Origin of the sequence: Zoogloea ramigera, from assembly GCF_006539865.1 — a bacterium.
Lineage (GTDB): Bacteria > Pseudomonadota > Gammaproteobacteria > Burkholderiales > Rhodocyclaceae > Zoogloea > Zoogloea ramigera.
Map to the genome: position 1 here is coordinate 42,060 of NZ_BJNV01000021.1, position 21,636 is coordinate 63,695.

At 66.6% G+C, this 21,636-nt stretch carries 18 protein-coding genes; 6 read left to right on the forward strand and 12 right to left on the reverse strand.

Annotated features, from left to right (window positions below; all coding sequences use genetic code 11):
- Window positions 1-50: 50 nt before the first annotated feature.
- From moeA to ZRA01_RS07970, 4 genes are all read right to left on the reverse strand, one after another.
- Window positions 51-1,325, reverse strand: a complete 1,275-nt coding sequence (gene moeA / locus ZRA01_RS07955) for a molybdopterin molybdotransferase MoeA (RefSeq protein ID WP_246093433.1) — start codon at window positions 1,323-1,325, stop codon at window positions 51-53.
- Window positions 1,322-1,927, reverse strand: a complete 606-nt coding sequence (gene mobA / locus ZRA01_RS07960) for a molybdenum cofactor guanylyltransferase MobA (protein ID WP_141351037.1) — start codon at window positions 1,925-1,927, stop codon at window positions 1,322-1,324. Before mobA ends, moeA begins: the two co-directional genes overlap by 4 nt.
- 7 nt (window positions 1,928-1,934) lie before the next feature.
- The gene (gene moaA / locus ZRA01_RS07965; RefSeq protein WP_141351039.1) at window positions 1,935-3,023 is read right to left on the reverse strand and encodes a GTP 3',8-cyclase MoaA; all 1,089 of its coding nucleotides are present in this window, start codon (window positions 3,021-3,023) and stop codon (window positions 1,935-1,937) included.
- Window positions 3,024-3,540: 517 nt separating this feature from the next.
- Entirely contained in the window at window positions 3,541-3,987 is a 447-nt protein-coding gene (locus ZRA01_RS07970) for a pilin (protein WP_141351041.1), read from the reverse strand.
- 278 nt (window positions 3,988-4,265) lie between these two features.
- On the opposite strand from ZRA01_RS07970, the gene ZRA01_RS07975 reads away from it, so the two are divergent.
- Entirely contained in the window at window positions 4,266-5,039 is a 774-nt protein-coding gene (locus ZRA01_RS07975) for a ferredoxin--NADP reductase (RefSeq protein WP_141351043.1), read from the forward strand.
- A 189-nt stretch (window positions 5,040-5,228) separates the two neighbouring features.
- Window positions 5,229-6,431: an ammonium transporter gene (locus ZRA01_RS07980; RefSeq protein ID WP_141351044.1), complete on the forward strand. Its 1,203-nt coding sequence runs from the start codon at window positions 5,229-5,231 to the stop codon at window positions 6,429-6,431.
- A 36-nt stretch (window positions 6,432-6,467) separates the two neighbouring features.
- Here the strand turns inward: ZRA01_RS07980 and ZRA01_RS07985 are convergent, their stop codons facing one another.
- The 3 genes from ZRA01_RS07985 to ZRA01_RS07995 form a co-directional block, all read right to left on the reverse strand.
- On the reverse strand, window positions 6,468-6,671 hold the full coding sequence (locus tag ZRA01_RS07985) for a hypothetical protein (protein ID WP_141351046.1): 204 nt from the start codon (window positions 6,669-6,671) through the stop codon (window positions 6,468-6,470).
- A gap of 163 nt (window positions 6,672-6,834) precedes the next feature.
- A complete protein-coding gene (locus ZRA01_RS07990) occupies window positions 6,835-7,122 on the reverse strand; it encodes a putative quinol monooxygenase (protein ID WP_141351047.1) in 288 nt (95 codons plus the stop codon).
- Between the two features lie 565 nt (window positions 7,123-7,687).
- Entirely contained in the window at window positions 7,688-8,689 is a 1,002-nt protein-coding gene (locus ZRA01_RS07995; protein ID WP_218028681.1) for a DctP family TRAP transporter solute-binding subunit, read from the reverse strand.
- 212 nt (window positions 8,690-8,901) lie between these two features.
- On the opposite strand from ZRA01_RS07995, the gene ZRA01_RS08000 reads away from it, so the two are divergent.
- The 4 genes from ZRA01_RS08000 to ZRA01_RS08015 all read left to right on the forward strand — a co-directional run bounded on the left by ZRA01_RS08000 (window position 8,902) and on the right by ZRA01_RS08015 (window position 17,345).
- Window positions 8,902-13,305, forward strand: a complete 4,404-nt coding sequence (locus ZRA01_RS08000; RefSeq protein ID WP_141351051.1) for a response regulator — start codon at window positions 8,902-8,904, stop codon at window positions 13,303-13,305.
- A 26-nt stretch (window positions 13,306-13,331) separates the two neighbouring features.
- The gene (locus tag ZRA01_RS08005; RefSeq protein WP_141351053.1) at window positions 13,332-14,456 is read left to right on the forward strand and encodes a response regulator; all 1,125 of its coding nucleotides are present in this window, start codon (window positions 13,332-13,334) and stop codon (window positions 14,454-14,456) included.
- A 145-nt stretch (window positions 14,457-14,601) separates the two neighbouring features.
- Complete coding sequence (locus ZRA01_RS08010; protein WP_141351055.1) at window positions 14,602-16,554, forward strand: pre-toxin TG domain-containing protein; 1,953 nt, start codon at window positions 14,602-14,604, stop codon at window positions 16,552-16,554.
- Window positions 16,551-17,345 carry a hypothetical protein gene (locus tag ZRA01_RS08015; protein WP_141351057.1) on the forward strand — a complete coding sequence of 265 codons (795 nt, stop codon included), beginning with the start codon at window positions 16,551-16,553 and terminating at the stop codon, window positions 17,343-17,345. The genes ZRA01_RS08010 and ZRA01_RS08015 overlap by 4 nt, the downstream gene beginning before the upstream one ends.
- A 337-nt stretch (window positions 17,346-17,682) precedes the next feature.
- On the opposite strand, the gene ZRA01_RS08020 is transcribed toward ZRA01_RS08015, so the two are convergent.
- From ZRA01_RS08020 to ZRA01_RS20500, 5 genes are all read right to left on the reverse strand, one after another.
- Complete coding sequence (locus ZRA01_RS08020) at window positions 17,683-18,090, reverse strand: hypothetical protein (protein WP_141351059.1); 408 nt, start codon at window positions 18,088-18,090, stop codon at window positions 17,683-17,685.
- 125 nt (window positions 18,091-18,215) lie between these two features.
- The gene (locus tag ZRA01_RS08025; protein ID WP_141351061.1) at window positions 18,216-19,070 is read right to left on the reverse strand and encodes a restriction endonuclease; all 855 of its coding nucleotides are present in this window, start codon (window positions 19,068-19,070) and stop codon (window positions 18,216-18,218) included.
- 653 nt (window positions 19,071-19,723) lie between these two features.
- Window positions 19,724-20,035, reverse strand: coding sequence for an addiction module antidote protein (locus ZRA01_RS08030; RefSeq protein WP_141351063.1), 312 nt, complete (start codon window positions 20,033-20,035; stop codon window positions 19,724-19,726).
- The gene (locus ZRA01_RS08035) at window positions 20,032-20,349 is read right to left on the reverse strand and encodes a type II toxin-antitoxin system RelE/ParE family toxin (RefSeq protein WP_246093445.1); all 318 of its coding nucleotides are present in this window, start codon (window positions 20,347-20,349) and stop codon (window positions 20,032-20,034) included. The genes ZRA01_RS08030 and ZRA01_RS08035 overlap by 4 nt, the downstream gene beginning before the upstream one ends.
- A 255-nt stretch (window positions 20,350-20,604) precedes the next feature.
- Window positions 20,605-21,636: hypothetical protein (locus tag ZRA01_RS20500; protein ID WP_170182921.1), on the reverse strand; the 1,032-nt coding region annotated here is incomplete at its 5' end.

Consider the following 21,636-nt stretch of genomic DNA (forward strand, 5'->3'; position numbering starts at 1 on the left):
AAAACGCCAGCGGACGCAATCGACTGTCAATTTCGGTTTCGTGGAGGAACTTAAACCAGCCCGTCGAAGAGCTGGACCGCCACCGGCTCGCCTGCGGCGATGCTGGTCTGGTCGGGGCCGAGGACGATGAAGCAGTTGGCGTCGGCCATCGAGCTGAGGATGCCGGAGCCCTGGGCGCCGGTGGTCCGCACCTGCCAGGCGCCGCTCTCTTGAGACAGCACGCCGCGGAGGAACTCGGTGCGCCCGGGGGCCTTGCGCAGCGGAGTGGTGCATGGGGCCTGCAGCATGGGCTGTGCCGGCAGCGGATGAACGCCGGCCAGGCGCAGCAGGGCCGGCTGCACGAACTGGTAAAAGCTCACCATCGTCGCCACCGGGTTGCCGGGCAGGCCGAACAGCCAGGCGGAGTCGCCCGCGCGCCCGATGCGCCCGAAGGCCATCGGTCGGCCGGGCTTCATGGCGATCTTCCAGAACAGCACCTCGCCGAGGCGGGCCATCATGTCGCGGGTGAAGTCGGCGTCGCCCACCGAGACGCCGCCGCTGGTGATCACCACGTCGGCCACCGAGGCGGCTTCGCGCAGGGTGGTCTCGAGGGCGTCCGGGTCGTCGCGCACGACGCCGATGTCGATCACGTCGACGCCCAGGCGGGTGAGCATGCCGAACAGGGTGTAGCGGTTGCTGTCGTAGATCTGGCCGTCACGGGCGGCGCTGCCCAGCGTGACCACCTCGTCGCCGGTGGAGAAGAAGGCCACCCGCAGGCGCCGCCGCACGGCCACCTCGCTGATGCCGAGGGAGGCGACGAGGCCGAGCTCGGCCGGGCGGATCTGGCGCCCGGCGGCCAGCGCCACCTGGCCGGCGTGGAGGTCTTCACCGGCGCGGCGGATGTTGTGGCCGGCGCGCTGGCCCGGGGCGAGGGTGACGCGGCCGCCTTCGGCGTGGGCGGCTTCCTGCATCACCACGGTGTCGACACCGGCCGGCAGGCGGGCGCCGGTCATGATGCGCACGGCCTGGCCGGGGCCCACGCTGGCGTCGCAGGGCTGGCCGGCGTAGGCGGTGCCGACGATCTCGAGGGTCGTCGGGCCGTCGGCGGCGAGGTCGGCGCCGCGCAGGCCGTAGCCGTCCATGGCCGAGTTGTCGTGGGCGGGGACGTCTATGGGGCAGATCACGCTTTCGGCGAGCACCCGGCCGAGGGCGTCGCGCAGCGGGATGTGTTCGGTGCCGGCGATGGGGCTGAGTGCGTCGATGATGAGCTGGCGGCCGGTGTCCACCGACAGGGTCTCGGGGCGATAGTCGGCGTGAGCCTGGAACTGCAGGGCGAGGGATGTCACCGGGCGGTGTCTCCAGCTTGGTGCGCGCGGAGCTCGTCCGGCGTGTTGATGTTGGCGAAGGCTTCGGGGCAGTCGTCGAAGGGGCAGGGGGCCCAGCACAGGCGCCGCAGCCAGGCCTCCATGCGGCGCCCGCCGGCGTTGATGAAGGCCTGCAGCTCGGGCAGCTCGTCGCTGCGGATAAGGCTGAATACCGGGTGCAGCTGCTCGCCGGTGCGCGCCACCGCGATGCTGGCCTTGTGAGCCGTGAGACAGGCCGCGAGGCGACTCACCAGGTCGGCGGGCAGGAAGGGCGAATCGCAGGGCACGGTGAGCAGGTAGGGCGTGGTGCACGCGGCCAGCCCCGCTTCGAGGCCGGCCAGCGGCCCGGCGTGGCCTTCGATGCGATCGCCGACGACCGGGTAGCCGAAGCCGGCGTAGATGTCGTGGTTCTGGTTGGCGTTGATGATGAGCTGCCCGACCTGGGGTGCCAGGCGCCGGATGATGTGCTCCACCAGCGGTTCGCCGCCCAGCAGGCTGAGGCCCTTGTCGACACCGCCCATCCGGCGCCCGAGGCCGCCGGCGAGCACCAGGCCGGTGATGCGTTCGGGGGTGGGGGGGATCATCGCGTCATCATCCACCGATGTAGGACATCTCGATCTTGCGCAGCGCGGCGGTCTCGGCCGTGCGGATCTCGGAGTAGCGGTCACCCCGCTGCTGCCACAGGCGGCCGATCACCGCCGACAGCTCGGCGTCGCTGCGGCCCTGGCGGAGCAGGGTCTGCAGGTCGTGGCCTTGCTGGGCGAACAGGCAGGTGTACAGGCTGCCCTCGGTGGACAGGCGGGCGCGGGTGCAGGTGGAGCAGAAGGCCTGGGTGACCGACGAAATCACGCCGATTTCGCCGCCGCCGTCTGTGTAGCGCCAGCGCTCGGCCACCTCGCCCGGATAATTGGGGTCGATGGCTTCGAGGGGTAAGGCTTCGTGGATGCGCCGCACCACCTCGGCCGAGGGCACCACATCGTCCATGCGCCAGCCGTTGGAGCTGCCGACGTCCATGAACTCGATGAAGCGCAGGATGTGGCCGCTGCCGCGGAAATGGCGGGCCATGGGGATGATCTCGTGGTCGTTGAGGCCACGCTTGACGACCATGTTCACCTTGAGCGGCGCGAGGCCGGCGGCTTCGGCGGCGGCGATGCCGGCCAGCACGTCGGAGACCGGCACGTCCATGTCGTTCATGGCGCGGAAGGTGGCGTCGTCGAGGGAGTCGAGGCTGACCGTGACCCGGGCCAGCCCGGCGGCCTTGAGGGCGGCGGCCTTCTTGGGCAGTAGCACGCCGTTGGTGGTGAGGGTCACCTCCATGCCGGGGATCTCGGCGAGGCTGGCGACCAGGCGTTCGAGGTTGCGGCGCAGCAGCGGCTCGCCGCCGGTGAGGCGGATCTTGCTGACGCCGTGGGCGGCAAAGATGCGCGCGAGGCGGGTGATCTCCTCGAAGCTCAGCAGGGATTGCCGCGGCAGGAAGCGGTAGTCGTCGTTGAACACCGCCTTGGGCATGCAATACACGCAGCGGAAGTTGCAGCGGTCGGTGACCGAGATGCGCAGATCCTTGACCGCCCGGCCACGGCTGTCCACCAGCCGGCCGCTGGGGGGCGGGAGTTCGGCCGGGACCACCGGCTGCTGCCGGAGCTGACGCTCGTCGGCGAGGGGAATGACTTTCTGGTTCATCGTCTCGGGGAGACTGAAGCTGGGAGCGTTGTTATACGCCCTCTGGCGGCACGGGAACCTTGTTCCGGGGCAAGTGCGGTGGGAAGTCGGTTGAAACGAATCGTTGAAAATTATGGCGGGCCGGCGGGCGCAGCGCAATCGCCGGGGCGATCCGCACGGCTGTCGGACTTGGCGATGTGGCTGGAGGCCTGGCCCCGGAATATGCTGCGGGATCACGCGGCCGGCGCCAATGAAAAGGCTCTGTCACCGTTATCTGTGGAAATACACCAACCCGGGGATGCTCCCTGTAGGTGCGAGCTTGCTCGCACAGCGCGGGTTGAAGAGCGCGTAATCCTTGTTTCGCCTCCGCGGGCGAGCAAGCTCGCCCCTACACGTTGTGCCAGCAATGCGGCCTGGGCACGGGCTTTCAAAAGACTCCACAGGTAACGGTGACATAGCCAATGAAAAAGCCCGGAGGGCTTGCGCCGTTCCGGGCCTTGATCACGCGGTCGCCATGCGGCGACCGGGTGCATGGGAATTAGCAGATCGGGGGGCTGGCCGTCTTGCAGGAGCCCGTCTTTTCCCAGGTGATCGAAGCCGCACCCGCAGTGGCAGTCGGGGTCAGAATGTAGGTTTCGCCGCCCAGGCCGCCGGTGGCGATTGCGGTGGCGGTGATTATGCCGTTCTTGACGGCAAGGGTAGCGACGCTGCCGACCCCAGACCCTGCAGCGATGTCCGCAGGGATCGACCAGCTGCCGTCAGCGCCCTTTGCGCCGCCGTCGCAGCCCGTCGCGCCGTTGTTGTTCTGGATGCAAAGCTCAACGGCAGACTTGTAACCGCCCGTCTGGGAGATGAGGTCCGAGAACTTCGCCTTACGCTGGAACTGCTGGTACTGGGGCACGGCGACCGCGGCCAGGATGCCGATGATGGCAACGACGATCATGAGTTCGATCAGGGTAAAACCGGCTTGCTTTCTCTTTTGCATGAGATTCTCCGTTTGGTTGGATGACGAACGGGATTTGGACCCGACGGGTTGTCCAATGCAATCGGCGTGCCAGAAATCGAACTAAATTGAAAATCGCTTGTAATACAGCAGCCTGGATTTCTTTCTTGAGCGGGTTTCGATCCGCCGGGCACGGCAGCAGCGTCAGATAGTGACAATTTTCGGCAGTCCGTCTGACAAAATCGGGCAGAACGAATCGCGGGTGGGCCTTGTCTCCGCTACATGGGCCACCGATCTGGCCGGGAATGGAGGATGGATTCATGGACGGTAATGACAGGTTCGCTTCGGCCCGCATCCTGTGGGTGCGGCGCTGGAGCCCGCGCTTGTTGTCGTTCCGGATCGAGCGCGAGCCGGGCTTTCGCTTCGTGCCGGGGCAGTTTGCACGCCTGGGCTGCGTGAGCGCTGACGGGGTGCCGGTGTGGCGGGCCTACTCGATGGCCTCGGCCAGCTGGGACGACTATCTGGAGTTTTATTCGATCCTGGTGCCGGGCGGGGCATTCACGTCGCAGCTGGTGGCCCTGAAGGTGGGCGACAGCCTGATGATCGAGCGTAAGCCCAACGGCTTCTTCACCACCAACCGCTTCGCCGATGGTCGCGACCTGTGGATGCTGGCTACCGGCACCGGCCTCGCGCCTTACCTGGCGATTCTGCAGGACGAGACGACCTGGCAGCGCTTCGAGCGGCTGATTCTGGTGCATGGCGCGCGGGAGGCGGTCGACCTGGCCTACCGCGACGAGATCGCCGCGCTGCGGGCCCACCCCCTGTGGGCCGAGCACGGCCACAAGCTGATCTACCAGCCGGTGGTGACCCGGGAGCCGCTGGCCGGGGCGCTGCCGGCGCGCATCCCCGAGCTGATCCGCGATGGGCGCCTGGAGGCGGCGGTGGGCCTGCCCCTCGGCCTGGATGAATCGCGGGTGATGATCTGCGGTAGCCCCGAGATGGTGCGTGATTGCCACAAGGCGCTGATGGAGCGGGGTTTTCGGCTCAGCCGGCTGGCAGCTCCGGCGCAGATCGCGGTGGAAAACGCCTGGTGACGTGCCCGCAAACGGTGCCTGGGTGAGCGGCGCGTGCCTTTAATTGGTGCGTGGTGAGCCGTCATGCACGTTCATGGTGCGTCGTGCTTGGGGGGGAGAATTTCAAGTTGTTGATTTGACTTGATTTGTTGTGTGGGCTCAGCTGGCGCGGCACTTGCATAGTGCCGCACTTCGATTCTGGAGCCCAAAATGGAGCAAGTCAGTCACGCCAGCAATGTGGTCTTCGTCCTGCTCGGTGCCATCATGGTGCTGGCCATGCACGCAGGCTTTGCCTTCCTTGAGGTCGGAACGGTGCGCAAGAAGAACCAGGTCAATGCCCTGGTCAAGATCCTGACGGATTTCTGCGTTTCCGCGATCGCCTATTTCTTCATCGGTTACACCATCGCCTATGGTGCCCACTTCTTCGCGAGCGCCGAGGTGCTGTCGCAGAAGAGCGGCTACGAGATGGTGAAGTTCTTCTTCCTGCTCACCTTCGCGGCGGCGATCCCGGCGATCATCTCGGGCGGTATCGCCGAGCGGGCCAAGTTTCACCCCCAGAGCATCGCCACGCTGATGCTGGTGGGCTTTGTGTATCCCTTCTTCGAGGGCATCGCCTGGAACGACAACTTCGGCCTGCAACCCTGGCTGGAGGCCACCTTCGGCGCCAAGTTCCATGACTTCGCCGGCTCGGTGGTGGTTCATGCGATGGGCGGCTGGATCGCGCTGCCGGCGGTGCTGCTGCTGGGCGCCCGGCGCGGCCGTTACACCAAGGAAGGCCACGTCTCGGCCCACCCGCCGTCCAACATCCCCTTCCTGGCCCTCGGGGCGTGGATCCTCACGGTGGGCTGGTTCGGTTTCAACGTGATGTCGGCCCAGACCCTCGACAAGGTGAGCGGGCTGGTGGCCCTCAATTCGCTGATGGCGATGGTGGGCGGCACGCTGGCGGCGATGGTGCTGGGCAAGAACGACCCTGGCTTCATCCACAACGGGCCGTTGGCCGGGCTGGTGGCGGTGTGCGCGGGCTCCGACCTGATGCACCCGGTGGGGGCGCTCATCACCGGCCTGATCGCCGGGGGGCTCTTCGTGCATTTATTCACCATCACCCAGAACCGCTGGAAGATCGACGACGTGCTGGGCGTGTGGCCGCTGCACGGGCTGTGCGGTGCCTGGGGTGGCCTGGCGGCGGGGATCTTCGGCATCCAGTCGCTGGGCGGGATGGGCGGGGTGAGCTTTACGGCTCAGCTCATCGGCACCCTGGCGGCCATCGTGGTGGCGCTGGCGGGCGGCACCATCGTGTACGGCACGCTAAAGACCCTGGTGGGCATCCGCCTCGACCCGGAGGAGGAGTTCGACGGCGCCGACCTGACGATCCACAAGATCACCGCGACGCCGGACCGGGAGACCCACTGGTAAGCGGGCTCGCCCGGCCGCCGCGTTGCCGCGGTGGCCTCAGGCTGCCAGCGCCGCCTCGGTTCCGTCTTCGGGCCAGGCGGCGTTGTCGTTGGGGCTGGGGCTTGCCGGAGTGGGCCGGGAGGCGTCGAGATCGGGCACGAACAGCAGCGACGGCCACTGGTCGTCCACCAGAAACGCGGTGATCTCGGGGCCGAAGAGGCGCTGCCAGGTTTGCCTAAGGGTTGCTTCGACGATGTGCATGCTCTGCTCCAGGGCTTGTCGCTGCTGGCCGGGCCAGCGTTGATGGCGATGCTAGGGGCCCTGGATGACAGCCCGGCGACGGGAAGGCTGCAGCGCTGTTAACGCGTGCAGAGCCGTCGCCCGGGCCGTCGGCATGACCTGCCGGGGCGGCGGGGCACGCGCCTCAGGCGAGGGTGTACAGGCGCACGTCGAGGGGTTCGGCGAGCAGGGCCTGGGTGTTGGCAACAAGGCCCTTGAGGTGGGCGGTGGCCATGTGCGCGTCGATGGCGGCCTGGTCGGCCCATTCTTCGACGAAGGTGAATTCGGCCGGGTTGGCGATGTTGGCGAGCAGCTCGTAGCGGACGCAGCCGGCTTCCTTGCGGGTCGGTTCGAGCATGGCCAGGCACTCGGCGCGCAGGGCGTCGATGGCGTCGGGGCGGGCGATGAGGCGGGCGATGATGCGGATGCTCATGGTGTTCTCCTGGTGGGGTGGTGGGTGCGATCGGCCCGGGAAGGGCCGCTGATTCTAGCCCATCGCTGGTGTGCGGCGGCCGGGCTTCGCTCGGTGGGGCGGTGTGTACAACCCGGTGCTCATGCCGGCCCCGGCCGTCGGGGTTAGTGAGCCGCAAGCGAAGAGTATGTTTCGGGACGCGCTCGACGCGCTGCGCGCCGGGCTGCGTCTGCTGGCGAGCTTCAATGGCAGCGACCACAAGTAGGCCCGACGGATGTCCAGGCGTGCCGGCGGTCGTGTCGCGTGCTCACCCTCGGAAGGTAGGAAAGTGAGTGCTCATGCGGTGCTTGACCTTGCGGAAAGCGGTCGACTGCCGTTTTCAAGTTGAAGGGCAGCGCGATGTTCGTCGGGCGCGCGGCGGCCTTGTCCGACAGCTGGGAGTTGCCCGGCGGGCTTCTTCTGCATGGGCGGGCCCGTCGGTTGGACGAAGCCCAGGAAGCTAAATGTGCTGCGTTATAAGGGTTTTGCGCGCAGATGGCGGCTCTCAAGGACCCCACGGGGGTGGCGGAGCCCGGCCCTGGGGGGCTCATTTGCCGGTGCTTGCTCCGCGTGCCTGCTTGAGCCCGGCAACCACGCCCGGGGGGAGGGCTTTCAGGGTTTTGTCGGTGACCGGGCGCAGCAGGTCGGCCATCTTGCGTGCCTCGCCATCGGGCAGCCGGGTGACGACCATGCCGCGTTTCCTGAGGTTCTCGAGCGCAGCGCCTTCCATGCTGCGCGCTCGGCCGCGCTGGAACGCGGCCGACTCGCGGGCAGCGTCGGCGAGCATCGATCTGTGGGCCGCGTCGAGGCCGTCCCAGACCTTTTTGCTGATGAGCACCGATTGGGGGTTGTACTGGTGGCGGCTGAGCAGCAGGTACTTTTGTACGCGGTCGAAGCGGTTGGCGTCGATGACGGTGACGGGGTTGTCCTGCCCGTCGACGGCTTTGGTTTCGAGGGCGGCGTAGACATCCGGGAAGGGAATCGGCACGGCCTGCGCGCCCAGCGCCCTGACCCAGTCGAGGTTGAGCGGGGTGGGGATCACGCGCAGCTTCAGGCCCTGGAGGTCGGCGACGGTGTGGATCGGCCGCAGGCTGTTGGTGATCTGCCGAAAACCCAGCTCGTAATAGGCCAGGCCGACCAGCCCCTTATCGTGCAGGGCGTCGTGCATCGACCGCCCGAAGGGCCCGTCGAGGAGCGCGTCGGCATCGCCGTCGCCCGACAACAGCAGCGGCAGGTCGAACACCGCGAAGGCCTTGACCTGATTGGCCAGGATGCCCGAGTTGAGGGACGCCATCTCGAGGGTGCCCGCCTGGAGTGCGGCGATGCTGACCTCGTCGGAGCCCAGCGTGCCGCCAGGAAACACCATGACCTTGACGCGCCCGCGGGAGCGCGCCTCGACGAGCTCGGCGAAGCGCTCCAGCCCGAGCACGATCGGGTGGCCGCGGGGGTTCTGCGTGGCGATCCGGAGGGTCTTTTCCTGGGCTGCCGCTGCCGTGGCGATGATGGCCAGGAGCGTCGCCAGGCCGAGCCGGACGAAGGAGGGTTTCACGGAGATCCCTTCATCATGGTTGTAAGTGTGCCGGGCAGACAGCTGTGCCCGATGTGCTGTCTGCCACATGGGCTCTTCACTATATACGTCCAGGCACCCTTCGGATTGGCGCAGTCGTGCCGTAAACGGCTGGCTGAAGCCCAAATTTTCGACCATGCGGTGGTCGGTGCGGGTGTCTCTGGATGTGGGTATTTGTGTAAAGGCGAGTCCAAATGTCGATTCTGCGCGTTCATCGTTGGCTCATTGCGCTGAGTGCCCTGGTTTCGGCCCTGACGCTGGGCTCGTATGCGCTGTCGCTGCATTATTTTGATGCGCGCCTGCAGGCCCAGAACTACCGGGCCCAGATCTCGCAAGGGCTCGAGCACATCCAGCGCAGCCTGTACAAGACCAACAGCGCGTTGCACCTGTACGCCACCACCGGCGATATCGCCCAGCGCAGCCAGTTCCAGACCGAGCTGACGATGGGCCTCGAGCGCGAGGCGGCCTTCGAGTTGCTCCGCGGTGCGCCGCTCAACCAGCACGAGCGCCTCAGCCTGCAGCGCCTGCAGGAGCGCTACAACAGCTATCTGGCCCTGTCGGCGCGGATCGTCGATGCGGCCCAGCGCGGCCAGCTTGCCAAGGCCACCGAGATGGTGTCCGGGCTGGAGTTCCGTAGCCTCGTCGCGACGCAATTCGACGCCGCCCTGGAGCTGCGCGCCGCCCTGCTGCAGCGGCTGGAGGATGACATCAACCTGATCAGCCGGGAGGCGTCCCTGGCCTCCAGCGCTGCGCTGGGCCTCTTGATCGCCAACCTGCTGCTGTTCTGGGCGGTGTCGCTGATCTTCGTGCGGCGCAAGCTGATCCTGCCGTTGATCCGGCTGACGGCCAGCACCGAGCAGATGTCCGCCGGCAAGCTGGGGGCGGAGATCGCCCACCTGGACAACAAGACCGAGATCGGCGACCTGGCGCGGGCCCTCGACCGCTACCGCAGCACCAGCACCGAAGCCGCCCGGCAACGCTGGGTGCGCAGCGGTCTGGCCGACATCGGCGCGTCGCTGCAGCGGGCAGACACCCTGGCCGACTTCGCCCAGCGCCTGTTCACGCCGCTCATGCCCATGTTCGGCGGAGGCGCCGCTGCGCTCTACCTGTGCGACACCGACGCCTGCACCTTTTGCGGCGGCTGGGGTGTGCAGGAGCAGGCGCTGGGTGAACGCCGCTTCGTGCTGGGCGAGGGGCTGCTCGGCCAGGCTGCTCGCGACGCGCAGCCCCGGGTGATCCACGACCTGCCGGCGGGCTACCTGCTGCTGGCCTCAGGGCTGGGCGAGAAGGAGCCCGGTGTGCTGGTGCTCGTCCCGCTGAAAGACGCTGATCTCGTCGTCGGCGTCCTCGAGCTGGCGCTGTTCAGCGCGCCCGACGACACCCAATGGGCGCTGGTGCAGGAGCTCTCAGAAGCCGTCACCCCGCGCCTGATGGTGCTGCAGCGCACCCTGCACACCCAGGATCTGCTGGCCGAAACCCAGCGCCAGGCCCACACGCTACAACTCCAGACCGACAAGCTGGCCCAGCAGACCGCCGACCTGGCCACCCAGCAGTGGCAGATCCAGACCACCGAGGCGTGGTATCGCAACATCATCGAATCGGCGCCGGTGGGGATCCTGGTGGTTAATGAAGAGGGCCACGTCACGCTGTGCAACACGACGGTCGAGCGCCTCCTCGGCTACGCCCGCAGCGAGCTGGAAGGGCAGCCCATCGAGACCCTGCTGCCCCTCGACCGGCGGGAGAGCCACGTCGCGCTGCGCGACGGCTTCATCCGCGGGACGAGCCACGTCAACGAGGGCATCCTGGTGCGCGAGGTGGTGGGCCGTCACAAGGCCGGCCACGTGATCCCCCTCGAGCTGATCCTCGACCGCCTGCCGGCCCTCGAAGGCCATGGCCGCAGCGTGTTTGCCGCGATCCTCGACATCAGCGAACGCAAGGCCGCGGCCGAGGCGCTCAACAAGGCCAACCGCGAGCAGACGGCGATCTTCGAATCGGCCCGCACCGGGATCGTGCTCTTCAAGCGCCGCACCATCGTGCATGCCAACCCGGCCTTCCTCAAGCTGTTCGGCTACAGGGCCGACGAGCTGCTCGGCCAGAACGCCAGGGTGCTGCACATCGACGATGCCCACTACCAGGCGATCGGCGCCGAGGCCTATCCGGTCATCGAGCGGGGCGAAACCTATCAGGGCGATATTGAATTGCAGCGCAAGGACGGCTCGACCTTCCAGTGCCACCTTATCGGCAGCGCCGTCGACCCCGACGACCCCGACGAGGGCGTGGTGTGGCTGATGGAGGATGTCTCCTACGAGCGGCAGGCCACCGAGGCCATCAAGCGTGCCCGCCACGAAGCCGAGGAGGCCACGCGCATGAAGTCGGAGTTCCTGGCCAACATGAGCCACGAGATCCGCACGCCCATGAACGCGATCATCGGCATGACCCACCTGGCGCTGCAGACCGACCTCGACCGCCAGCAGCGGAACTACCTCGAGAAGGTCGAACGGGCGGGGCAGAACCTGCTGGGGATCATCAACGACATCCTGGATTTCTCGAAGATCGAGGCCGGCAAGCTGGTCATGGAGTCCATCGATTTCCGGCTCGAGGACGTCATGGACAACCTCGCCAACCTGATCACCCTGAAGACCGAGGAGAAGGGCCTCGAGCTGCTCTTCGACGTCAAGGCCGACCTGCCCACCGCCCTCGTGGGCGACCCCCTGCGGCTCGGCCAGGTGTTGATCAACCTCGGCAACAACGCCGCCAAATTCACCGAAAAGGGCGAGGTCGTCATCGGTGTCGAGGTCGTCTCGCAGGACGAGCACGGGGCCGAGCTACATTTCTGGGTCAAGGACACCGGCATCGGCATGAGCAGGGATCAGACCACCCAGCTGTTCGAGGCCTTCAACCAGGCCGACGCCTCGACCACCCGCCGCTACGGCGGAACAGGGCTGGGGCTGGCGATCTCCAAAAACCTGGTCGAGATGATGGGCGGGCAGCTGTGGGTCGAAAGCGACCTCGGGCGCGGCTCGACCTTCCACTTCCGGGCGCGCTTCGGCGTTCAGAAGAACCCTTACCCCTACCGCATGTTCTACGCCGACGAGCTGCGCGGTGTGCGCGTTCTGGTGGTGGACGACAACGCCTCGGCCCGGGAGATCCTGGCCAGCATGACCCGTTCCTTCGGGCTCGACACCGACGTCGTCAGCACCGGCGCCGAGGCCCTCGAGAAGATCGGCGCCGCGGCGCAGGCGAAGCAGCCCTACAGCCTGCTCCTGCTCGACTGGAAGATGCCCGGCATGGACGGCGTCGAGACCGTCCGCCGGGTCGAGGCCGAGTACCCCTTCGCGATCCCGGCGATGGTGATGGTGACCGCCTACGGGCGTGACGGCGTCCTCACCCAGATCGAGAAGAGCGGTGTGCACGTCAAGAACGTCCTCAACAAGCCCACCTCGCCGTCAACGCTGCTCGAGGCCATCGGCCGCGCCCTCGACAAGGGCATCATGGCCGACACCCACGTGACGCGCCGCATCGACAACTGCGAGGCCGCGGTGGCCCGGCTGCGCGGCGCGCGGGTGCTCCTGGTTGAAGACAACGACATGAACCAGGAGCTCGCCGTCGAGCTGCTCAATCGGGCCGGCCTGCTGGTTGTCGTGGCCAACAACGGCCAGGAGGCGCTAGACATCCTGGCCCGCGACCGCGACTTCGATGGTGTGCTGATGGACTGCCAGATGCCGGTGATGGACGGCTACAGCGCTACCCGCGAGATCCGCGCCAGCCCGCTGCTGCGCCACCTGCCGGTGCTGGCGATGACCGCCAACGCGATGGCCAGCGACCAGCAGAAGGTGCTCGACGCCGGCATGAACGACCACATCGCCAAGCCCCTCGACGTGGGGGTGATGTTTGCCACCATGGCCAGATGGATACAGCCCGCCGCCTCCCGGGCCCCGGCGAGCCCGGCGCCGCAGGATGCCCCCGCGATGGCCTCTGCCGCGTCGGTGCCGCCGACCCTGCCCGGAGTCGACACCGCCGCCGGGCTGGCCCTGGCCCAGGGTGACCCGCGGCTTTACCGCAAGATGCTGCTGCGTTTCCGCGCCGGGCAGGCAGACTTCGCCCGGCGCTTTGCCGAGGCCGGGCAGGCGGCCGACCCGTCCGGGCAGGAGCGCTGCGCCCACACGCTCAAGTCCACCGCCGGCACCATCGGCGCGCGCAGCCTGCAGGATGCCGCATCGCGGCTTGAGCTGGCGTGCCACCAGGGCGCCCCGGGCGATGCACTCCAGGCCCGCCTCGACGAGGTGCTGGCCCAGCTCGAACCGGTGATCGACGGCCTCGGCGGGCTGGGCGAGGCCAGCCCGGTGCAGGCCACGGCGGCGGAGGGCGAGCCGCCGGACACACCGGCCCTCACGCTCGTCATCGAGCAGCTCGACGCGCTGCTGGCCGACTCCGATGGCGCCGCCGTCGGGTTCTGGGAGGCGCACGCCGGGCACTTCGATGCGGTATGCCCCACCCACGCCAGGGCCGTAACTGCGGCGCTGGCCGATTTCGACTTCGACCTCGCCCGTGACGCGCTTCGCGCATGCGGCGACGCACTTGGCTCGCCATCGAGCTGACACGCAACACACGCCGGGAGGCGACCATGGACACCACCCACGACACCCTCATCAAACCCACCCTGCTGGCCGTCGACGACACCGCCGACAACCTGGCGCTGCTCAACGACCTGCTCAGCAAGCAATACAAGGTCAAGCTCGCCAACAGCGGCGCCAAGGCCCTCAAGATCGCGGCCGCGGCGCCTCCCCCCGACCTCATCCTGCTCGACATCATGATGCCCGGGATGGATGGTTACGAGGTCTGCCGGCAGCTCAAGCTGCAGGCGGCCACCCGGGACATCCCGGTGATCTTCCTCACCGCCTGCGCCGACGCCGAAGCCGAGCGGGCCGGCCTGGAGGCGGGCGCCGTCGACTACGTCACCAAGCCCTTCAACCCGCCGGTGCTGCTGGCCCGCGTCAAGACCCACCTGGCGCTCAAGGCGCAGGCTGATTTCCTGCGCGACAAGAGCGCCTTCCTCGAAGCGGAGGTGGACAAGCGCACGCGGGAGATCCGGGCCATCCAGGACGTCACCATCCACACCCTGGCGTCGCTTGCCGAAACCCGCGACTCGGAGACCGGCAACCACATCCGTCGCACCCAGTTCTACGTGAAGGCGCTGGCCCGGCGCCTGTGCGAGAACCCGGGCCTCGCCGCCATCCTCACCCCGCGCTACATCGAGATGCTGTTCAAGTCGGCGCCGCTCCACGACATCGGCAAGGTCGGCATCCCCGACTCCATCCTGCTTAAGCCCGGGCGCCTGAGCCCGGAAGAGTTCGAGATCATGAAGACCCACACCACCCTGGGCCGGCAGGCCATCGAGCACGCCGAGCAGCTGCTGGGAATGCAGGTGGACTTCCTGTCGATGAGCAAGGATATCGCCCAGTCCCACCAGGAGAAATGGGACGGCTCGGGTTACCCCCAGCAGCTGGCGGGCGACGCCATCCCCCTGTCGGCCCGCCTGATGGCGCTGGCCGACGTCTACGACGCCCTCATCAGCCGGCGGATCTACAAGCCTGCGATGTCCCACGCGCAGGCCGCCGAGATCATCGTCGCGGGCCGCGGTCAACATTTCGACCCGGACGTCGTCGATGCCTTCCTGGCCATCCAGGACGAGTTCCAGGCCATCGCCCGGCGCTTTTCCGACGCCGAAGCCGGGGCCGCACACGAGTAGCCGGGCGCCCACGCCAGCCCCCGTTTGCCGCGTCCGCCCGGTACGCAATCAGCGATGTGAGGGCGCTGCCGCTGTCGCGGCCCATCCCACCCCATAAGCTCCGATTTTTCTCTTCGGCACGCCGCTGCGCATTTTCAGGATCGTCATGTTTTCAAAGAAGACCTCACCCCAGGCCAGGCGCTCGCCTGCCCAGCAGGAAGCGTTTTTTCGCAATAGACGAAAGGCGCTGATCTATTCCGGTTCGGTCGGCCTCTCTGCGCTGACCGGTTGCGAAACCCTGCCTCCGGCGCTGCGCCAGCTGGCGGCGGAGGACGACAGCGTGCTGACGCCCAGGGTGCCAGCGTTCGAACGCAAGGGCGCACAGGCGCGCGCCGCCTCCCAGGCAATCTTCAGGCAGGTCGACAACCGGCAGCCGGTCGTCCCGGCGCAAGCACCCCAGGGTCTCTCCGCGCCATTGATCGCCGCGGCAAAGGGCTACGAGAAAACCAAGCGGACGCTGCTGGCGTCCCTGGCGCCGGGGCAACGCATCAGCTACGAGGATACGGCGACGCTGGTCGGCCCCGCCGTGGCAGGCGTCCTGCGCACCCTGTTCAACGAAATCGCCGCCCAGGAGCGGGACACCCAGACGCTCAAGACGGCCCGCAGCAAGCCGGCCGCGCCGCGCCGGCAGGTGGAGCGGCGCGGAACCGTGGTGACGATTCCCCACGGTCACATGCTGTCCTACGTGCAGAAAGGCTATTGCATGGACCCCTCGCTCCCCGCGCCGGGGCGTGACGATGCCTTCGAGATCTGGCACGTCTCCGAGCGGGTCCCCAAGGAGTTGGTGCCGCTGTTTCAGGCCGTCGGCAAATGGGCCGCCCTGCCGCAAAACAAAGGCAGCGCCCAGAGCCTGACCTGGGCGATCATGGGGGCCGGAACGGAATCGAGCTGGGCAAAAAACATCAGCCAGAAAGCCCTGGCGCAGATGGACGAGGCGATGCCCGGCGGTGCGCGTGCGTTCGCCAGCTACCATAACAGCCAGATGCTGGCGCGCGCCCTGATCAAGAAGGTCATGAAGAGCACCAAGCTGGATCGCTACATCGACCCGAACCAGCTGCTCGACAACAACCGCCGGGACGCCGCCGCCAACGAGTTGCTCCAGGAGCTGATCCGCCAGGGCCAGGCCATGCCGGGCGGGAAGGGTGTTGGATACACCATGCTCGCGCCGAACGTCGCCGCCCGCTCGACCGGTGACGCGACCCTGAGCCCCAAGGTCCAGGTGGTGAATGTCTCCGGCCAGGATTTCGACTATGAGCTGCTGGACTGGTTTGCCCAGCCCGTCGCGCCCAAGCAGGGGACCTCGGCGACCAACGACATCACCGCCATCAGCGACACCGCGGTGCCGGTGCAGGAGCAGGGCGGCGCGGCGAAGGATGAAGAGCGTGGCAAGTTCCTGAATGACTTCTTGAAGGATCTCTCGAAGTTTGCCGCCGAGGGCTTGCTGGACAGCTTTGCCAAGCACGCGCCAGCGGCGTCGAACGCCATCGCCAGGGGCGCCAGCAAGGCGGCCCAGGCCGTCAACCTGCCGCGCAACGTTCGCAAGCCCCTGATCGAGGCGGCCGCGTCGGCGGTTTCTGCCGTGCCGGTGGTGGGCAACGTGCTGTCCGCCTACGAGTTCATCTCCGGGAAGGACTGGTACACCGGCGACGATCTGTCGGCAATGGAGCGCGCCGGCGCCTTGCTGGGCACCGTGCCGGGGGCCAACGCCCTGAAGGCGGTCTCCAAGGCCTGGAAAGTCAGCGCCGGTGCGGGCGCGCTGCGTAATGCCGCCAACAATTCGGCGCTGTTCCGCCTGGTCGATAAAACCGAAGGTGCGCGGACGCTCAATGACTTCATCTGGAGCGACACGGCCAACAATATTTCATCGGCCGTCGCGCCGGACAGCGCCCTGACCCGCGTGCTGGACTGGAACGCCGGCACCAAGGAGACGGCCAGCCAGGTGCTGGCGGCCAGCTGGGCCACGCTGCCGTGGCAGAAGCCGGTGGCCCAGGGCCTCAAGGCGTTCAGCCAATCGGCGCAGAAATATCTGCCCGGGCTCGAGCCGCAAACCGCCCCATGAGCGGCCAGCCCCCGCTTGAGGGCCGCGAGTCCCTGGTGTTGAGATGGATGTGCAGCGCACCGGGCCGTCGGCGGGGAAGGGTGGCGCTGGCACCCTCCGGTTTTGCTGCGGTGGCCGCGCGCCGGGTCGGGCTGGCTGGCCTTGCCGCATGCTTGGCCTGGTACGCCTCGCTGAGCGTGGCCGAGTTTCCCGAGACCGCCTTCGCGCTGCTGGCGCCCCATGTCAGCCGGCCGATGCTCTATCTGCTGCCGATCTGGTCGGTCGGGCTCGGCGTTGTGCTGCTCCTTGCCGTGCGTGTCTGCCTGCCGGCGGCACGCTGGCTGGTGCCGCTGCCGTGCTTCACGCTGTGGCCGGCGCTCATCGCGCTGACGGCGCTGCCGGAGCCGGCGTTGGTCTGGTTCCCGCTGGGCTTCGCGGGTGGGATCGGGATGCTGGCCCTGGAGCCTCGCTGGGAGAGCCTCAGACTGGCCGGCCGCGCGCGTCGGGCGGCAGGAGAGCGGCTTATCCTCGGCGTGGTGCCTGCCGCGACGATCCTGTCAGGCGCGGCAGGGGCCGAGAGCCCCGCGTTGTCCTTGTTTGCCGTGCTGATGGCGGCCCTGTCGTCCTTGATCGCCTTCCGGGCTCACGCCTCGTTTCTGTCGATGTGCCGCTACCTGACCGCCTTGCGGGAGCCTGGCGATGGGGACGGGGGGCGCAGCGCGCTGATCGTGATGGCCTGCCTGTGGCTGTGGCCGGTGTGGGTGTTCGATGGCTGGGGGTGGTTCGTTACCGGCGGGCCGTCGCGCCGATGAACCGGGCGGGGCCGACTTCAGCCCCGCAGGGCTGCGGCCCGTCGGGCTTGTCGCCCGGCATCGAAGCGCCAGGGTAAGGCACGGCGGTTGATCGCTTCGTACAGTCTTGAGAAACACGTAAGCACGGATTCTTCCACTTCCTCTTGCCGTTGCCCCACGGGTGAGGGCGCCATGCAGCCGCTGGCACAGCCGGGCTGAGGCCTGCCTTTATCGCTTCGCCTTGCAGGCATTGCATTGGCCTGCCAGGTTGTCGTTTCGCGCCAGGACTCCTGCCTGAACGTGTCCGTGGGCGTGTCAGGCTACCGCTTTCAGGTCGAGGCCCGCCGGTGGGGCGCAGCTAATGGAGGCGGGACGAGCCACCGCCGGGCACGTACTCGCCCGGGAGCGGTTCCTCGTCGTCGTCCAGGTCGTACTCCCCCGGAGCCGAGTTGCGGATGGCGGCGATTCTGGCATCGACGATGGCCATGTGACTTTCGTGCAACTTTTTCTTGGCGGCGGCCATGACCGCCTCGGCACGGGCCACCTCTTTCTCGAGGGCCAGCATCTTTTCGTAGGAAGCCGTCGCATCTTCAACCATGGGAGCGAGCTTGCCGAGTTTCTCGGGAGGCATGGCCTTGAGTGCCAGCAGGAACTCGATGTCCTCCTTGAGCTCCTTGGCGGTAGGTTGCTTCAGGGGCTTGGCCTTGGGTGGGCTCTTGGGCTTGGGTGGCGTCTTGGGCTTGGATGGCGTCTTCGGCTTGGTCATGTGACCTCCTGGGGCGATGGATATGCTCGATGCCTCGGCAGAGTTGTAATACTAGGCGCGATAGCTGTCCCGCGTAAAGAACAACGTCGTATCGTCGCGCCATGCCGTCGTGGTGGGGGCCGCTTTCAGCCGATCGCGCGGATGCCGCGGCATTTCGGATAGCTACCGCAGCCCCAGAACTGATTGCCGGCGTTGGCGCCCTGGCGCGCCGTGCGGCGCACCATCGGGCTGCCGCACCGGGGGCAAACGGGCGGAGCATTGGCGGCGGGCATTTCCGCAGGGGGCGGGCCGGGCATCGCAGCCGGCCGCTGGTCCTTGACCCGCGCTATCAACCCGGCCAGCGCGCTGCCGTCGATCAGCTCGATGTTGCGGCCCCTGGCAAAGGCCTCGGCATCTTTGGTGAACACGCCGGAGGTGACCACGAAGCCGCCGGTCGCCCCCCGCGCCGCCATCGCCCCGTAAAGCTCCCGCACCACGGTGACCGACACCTTGTAGGCCCGCCACTGTTTGCACTGGACCAGGAACAGCTCGTTGCCCTTGCGAAGCTCGACGTCGATACCACCGTCGGCACCGCCGCCGCCGGTCTCGGCAACCGCGTAGCCGCGCATCCGGAAGGCCTCGCCGACCAGCAGCTCGAAGTCCTGCCAGCTCATGCTGTGCAGCGCGCAGCCCGAGGCGTTGTCGGCGACGCTCCGGACCAGGGCCTCACGCTTGCGGCGCCCGAGGAAGGAGACCAGCGCGCCCGTCACCAGGATGATCGGCAGGATGTACTGCCCGCCCGTTGCCAGACCCTTCAGAATGGCCTCGTTCATCATCGATCCCATCTGGCCGGGCACCGGGTTGAGCACCACGGGGGCGGTGGCATAGGGGTGCAGCACGGCGTAGCTGACCGGTGCGAGGGTCAGGCACAGCCACCAGGGCAGCAGGGCGGCGAGCTCAACGAGGTCTTCGGCGAGGCTTGAGCGTTTGCGGCGGGACATGGGCGGAGCAGGTTTGAATGAATTGAGGCTGACGGGTGCAGATCAAGCTGCTATCCGCGCCGGGCAGATGGATTTTGTGCAGACATCGCGTTCGGCGAGCCTGGGCATCCGCATTATCGCAGACGGGAAGTCGGACGTCATGAGGGGGCGCTCGATTCCCGCGGTGGCCGGCGGGCGTGCTTGGCGTGTGACCCCGAGGGGCGGCCTTCACCGGTTTATATGGCATGGGCAGCCTGGGATTCCGCAATCAAGCCGACAACAAAAAACCAGACCTTGCGGATCGACTTTTCTGCGCGCTTGTCTTGGTTTCTCGACCTGAGCTCGAACCGGGAGCCTACGGATTAACAGTCCGGAGAAGTGTCGCCGCGTATGGGAGGCCTGGTCTGGATTTCCAAGGGCTTGGCGGCGCCGCCCGGTACGACGCGGTCGATTTCGCGTGACCAGAGATGAACCAGATGGCCGAGCTTACCCCAGCGATGAACCGGCGGAGGGCTTCTTGAGCGGCCGGCAAAACTGCCTAATTGGAGCCTGCCGCCACTCCGCCAGAGTGCTCGTCGGAATGCTTGAGTAGTCGATGGCCTCATCAGGTTGGGTACGCAGAGCCTCCAGTTCCGCAACCGGAGGCGGGGACAGTTTGTTATTGCACGTCCCGCTCATGCAGCCGCTAACGGCTCGCCGCCGGCTGACGCGTGGAGCTTGATCTTCAGTGCCTTGATGACCTTCAGGATCGTCGAGAACTCCGGGTTGCCGGTGGGTGAGAGCGCCTTGTAGAGGCCTTCACGGGTGATTCCCGTAGCCTTCGCCAACTGGGTCATGCCTTGGGCCCGGGCGATGTCATTGAGTGCAGCACGCACAACGCTGCCGTCACCCGGATCTTCTTCCAGGCAAGCGTCCAGATACATCGCCATGTCTTCTTCGGATTGAAGCTGATCAACAGGATCCCAACGGGAGAACTGTTCGCTCATGGTTTCCACTCCTTCGCAATCTCGAGCGCTCGATTGATATCGGCGTCCTGGGTGCTCTTGTCCCCACCGGCAAGCAGCACCACGATGATCGGGCCCTGCTGCAAGTAGTAGAGCCGGTAACCGGGGCCGTAATCGATACGAATTTCATTGACACCATCTCTGACCGGCTTGGCATCACCAAAGTTACCGGTTTCTGCCACACGGCGGATCCGGGCATTGATGCGCATGATGACCGCTCGATCCTTCAGCTTGGCCAGCCAGCGTGAGAAGGTCGTGCTTTGAACGATTCCAAGCATAAGCTGAGTGTAGTCCATGGGTTACACTTGGGCAACTAAAGCAGCCCGGCGATGCCATCGTGACTGGTGTGGCTTCTGTTCATTAAGGACAGCCTGCTCCGCAGTAACTGCACAACCCAAGTTGTTTCGAGGCTAGATGAGACTTATCGGCCGGACTGGGAGCGTGAACTTTCGGTGAGAGGCGCGCCAGCGATAGCGGGTGCAGGGTCGGATTGCGGTGAAAGCGGGTGAAAATCGCCGCAGAATATGCGGCGATTGATTCGTCAGCCTCGATTACCCCTCGTAATTAGCCTTGATGGCTTGATATAGCTTGGTGGCAGCTTGTTGAGCCGCAGCTTTCTGATCTCCATCTACCGGTTCCAGTGCCACGCCGTCTCGGCCGCTGACATAGGTTGGGCCGCCGACATCGTCATCATAGTCCGAGCCACCTTCGTTGATTACCCGGTATTCATCCTTCGACAGATCGGTGCCGAGCAGTTTGGCTAGATAGAACCAGGTCCAGCACTGCTGCATGTTCAACCGATCATAGCCTTCGATCAGCTCTCGCATGGCTTCGGTATCACCGTGTTGCGCTGCCATCGTCCAGTAGCGCCATGCATTCTGGCGCCGGCCGAGTTGTTCGGCGAGGTCAGCAACATACGCTGCGTCGATGCTGGAGGACAAGGTGGTTCGTTGCTCGAAGAAGGCTGGATCACCAAACTGATCTGCCATTTCGAGCAAGGCGGCTTCATGGCCAAGTGCGCCGGCGGCCCGGAGGTGGTGTTCGTACTTCCCGTCACTATGGAGCGCGACCGAGTATGCGTCTGCCCATTCCTTTTCCACGCCTGTGAGTACACGGCCGTTACGTCCTTCGTTGTACCAGTACTCACTGCCAGAACTCGGTTCATCGAAGGGATCGTCCGAGGGGGCGTGGATGAGGGCTAAGGCGTCGTGGGCGTTGGCGTCCCCCTTTTCGGCCGCAGTAGTTAGCCCCTCGAGCAGGATAGGGGAGGCGAGGGAGGCGCGATCAAACCACGGATCAAACGTGGAGACCTCATCCTCATCGGCGACCTCGTCATCAAACTCGTAGAGATCATGAGCAGGCACTCCGTGGGTCTCGTACCGCAGATGCGCGACAAGATCCGTAATCCGGATAACGCCGATCTCTCGTTCGGAGAGGTGGGCGGGGAGTACCCGGGCGACACCGAGTGCGGTCTCCGGAGGATAGTTGAGTTCCAGGCAGCGGCGCCCGACCGCATCGCTGTGCTTGGCTGGACGTTGACTGGTGATGCTGCCATGCGTGAGAACGTGGTCAGCGCATAAGGC

What these genes read in the sequence shown, in the direction of transcription:
- mobA (WP_141351037.1), bottom strand. Translation starts at nt 1,927, where the DNA reads ATGATCCCCCCCACCCCCGAACGCATCACCGGCCTGGTGCTCGCCGGC.
- moaA (WP_141351039.1), bottom strand. Translation starts at nt 3,023, where the DNA reads ATGAACCAGAAAGTCATTCCCCTCGCCGACGAGCGTCAGCTCCGGCAG.
- ZRA01_RS07970 (WP_141351041.1), bottom strand. Translation starts at nt 3,987, where the DNA reads ATGCAAAAGAGAAAGCAAGCCGGTTTTACCCTGATCGAACTCATGATC.
- ZRA01_RS07975 (WP_141351043.1), top strand. Translation starts at nt 4,266, where the DNA reads ATGGACGGTAATGACAGGTTCGCTTCGGCCCGCATCCTGTGGGTGCGG.
- ZRA01_RS07980 (WP_141351044.1), top strand. Translation starts at nt 5,229, where the DNA reads ATGGAGCAAGTCAGTCACGCCAGCAATGTGGTCTTCGTCCTGCTCGGT.
- ZRA01_RS07985 (WP_141351046.1), bottom strand. Translation starts at nt 6,671, where the DNA reads ATGCACATCGTCGAAGCAACCCTTAGGCAAACCTGGCAGCGCCTCTTC.
- ZRA01_RS07990 (WP_141351047.1), bottom strand. Translation starts at nt 7,122, where the DNA reads ATGAGCATCCGCATCATCGCCCGCCTCATCGCCCGCCCCGACGCCATC.
- ZRA01_RS08000 (WP_141351051.1), top strand. Translation starts at nt 8,902, where the DNA reads ATGTCGATTCTGCGCGTTCATCGTTGGCTCATTGCGCTGAGTGCCCTG.
- ZRA01_RS08005 (WP_141351053.1), top strand. Translation starts at nt 13,332, where the DNA reads ATGGACACCACCCACGACACCCTCATCAAACCCACCCTGCTGGCCGTC.
- ZRA01_RS08010 (WP_141351055.1), top strand. Translation starts at nt 14,602, where the DNA reads ATGTTTTCAAAGAAGACCTCACCCCAGGCCAGGCGCTCGCCTGCCCAG.
- ZRA01_RS08015 (WP_141351057.1), top strand. Translation starts at nt 16,551, where the DNA reads ATGAGCGGCCAGCCCCCGCTTGAGGGCCGCGAGTCCCTGGTGTTGAGA.
- ZRA01_RS08020 (WP_141351059.1), bottom strand. Translation starts at nt 18,090, where the DNA reads ATGACCAAGCCGAAGACGCCATCCAAGCCCAAGACGCCACCCAAGCCC.
- ZRA01_RS08025 (WP_141351061.1), bottom strand. Translation starts at nt 19,070, where the DNA reads ATGTCCCGCCGCAAACGCTCAAGCCTCGCCGAAGACCTCGTTGAGCTC.
- ZRA01_RS08030 (WP_141351063.1), bottom strand. Translation starts at nt 20,035, where the DNA reads ATGAGCGAACAGTTCTCCCGTTGGGATCCTGTTGATCAGCTTCAATCC.
- ZRA01_RS08035 (WP_246093445.1), bottom strand. Translation starts at nt 20,349, where the DNA reads ATGGACTACACTCAGCTTATGCTTGGAATCGTTCAAAGCACGACCTTC.